Source organism: Streptomyces fuscichromogenes (assembly GCF_014645815.1).
Lineage (GTDB): Bacteria > Actinomycetota > Actinomycetes > Streptomycetales > Streptomycetaceae > Streptomyces > Streptomyces fuscichromogenes.
In genome coordinates this window covers 1-1336 of the sequence record NZ_BMML01000105.1, presented here as the reverse complement: position 1 = coordinate 1336, position 1336 = coordinate 1, and the positions used below count along the sequence as shown (strand labels likewise).

The following is a 1336-nucleotide window of genomic DNA, read 5'->3' as shown; positions in this document are numbered from 1 at the left end:
CTGTGCACGCCCGGTTCCCCGGACACTCCGGGGTCGGGCATGAGCTGTCCGGCACCGTAGCGGTCCGCTACGATGGGAGGGCTCCTTAACTCAATAGAACGCCGAAGCCCCCTCTCGCCATGACGGCGGAGGGCTCCGAACGCGGCCATCCAGGTCGCACGAAAGAGCAGGGCTCCGGAACTCGTTGGTTAGGGCACCACCGCCCGTCAGACGCCGTGGAAAGCGTCTGGGGGCTTGTTTCACCTCCTCTGCGTTGCTTGTCGAGGGGCCCGGTTGGAAGCCGGTCCGCTCTGGGGGCTGGCTGGTCGGCTGGGGAGCCGACCGGGTGGGTGGAACTACATGTGAATCAGTTGGGATTCAGCGGGCTGGCAGGCCCGTAGTGCTGAGTCCCTCGTACGTCGAACGGCGGGGCCCCGGTTGGATGACCGGGGCATTTTTCTTGCCCTTCGACGGTCCTGCGGCTAGCCGGTCAACGGAAGTTGCTCGGCGGTCTCGTCCTCTTCGATCTCGGCAAGCCGCCACAGCGGCACACCGTTCTCGTTGAGCTGGTCCTGCTCGACAAGCCGCTTGAGGTAGAGGCCCATCGTCATGCCCGCAGCCTTGGCGTTGATGAACGCCTGGGCGTGGACCTCGGCAGGAACCATGCCGGTGAGGCGGACCATCCCCTTGCGATCGGCGTGCACCATCGGCGCCATGTACTCGCGCTCTTGAGAGTTACGTGATCCGTAGGGCCTAGCCATGATCGCAATCCAACAGCATCACGGTTCACGTACACAACTCTGGTGGGGTGTGTCGCCGAAGATTTCCTGTGAGGCGGGCGTTTATCACCCGAGATCCCGTGTCGCGGGAGGCCAGCGGAATGACGGGCCATCACCGCAGTTCGACCGCTTTCGAGTTGGGGACACCGCGATCGGCTCGCCGAATCGGATATCCGTCCGTCCCGCTGCCGGCCGACGGCTGCTCTCGATCCGGTCATCCCGGAATCCCCTCCTGCACTGCTCCGTTGACGGGCCCTTCATAGCCGTAGACGTGTCGGCCCTCGGAATCGTTACAGGTTCGGGGACACGAATTTCTGCACGTCAGGTGGTGTCCCAGGGGGTGAGAGCACTTCCGGGCGCAGCGTCCCGCCGGGCGGGAAGCGTCCGTCAGATGTCTCCCGTGGGGGACGGCTGTCCCGGTCTGGCTGTGCTGGGCGGGGGGCATGGTTCGCGTCGTCACACTGGGGGAACGTCGGCGGCCGGATTTTGTGACACCCCAGTTCAGGGAGGGGCGGGCGGGCCCTATCGGCTGGCTCCCTCGGGCCACAGGACACGCACGGGGACGCCGGTCCGCTCGG

Annotated in this window: 1 protein-coding gene; it reads right to left on the bottom strand. The window is 65.9% G+C overall.

Annotated features, from left to right (window positions below; all coding sequences use genetic code 11):
* Positions 1–461 precede the first annotated feature (461 nt).
* The gene (locus IEZ11_RS50370) at positions 462–695 is read right to left on the bottom strand and encodes a hypothetical protein (RefSeq protein WP_189269849.1); all 234 of its coding nucleotides are present in this window, start codon (positions 693–695) and stop codon (positions 462–464) included.
* Positions 696–1336 lie beyond the last annotated feature (641 nt).

Bases quoted from the DNA above. Each gene is read 5' to 3' on its own strand.
- IEZ11_RS50370 (WP_189269849.1), bottom strand. From the start codon at position 695: ATGGCGCCGATGGTGCACGCCGATCGCAAGGGGATGGTCCGCCTCACC.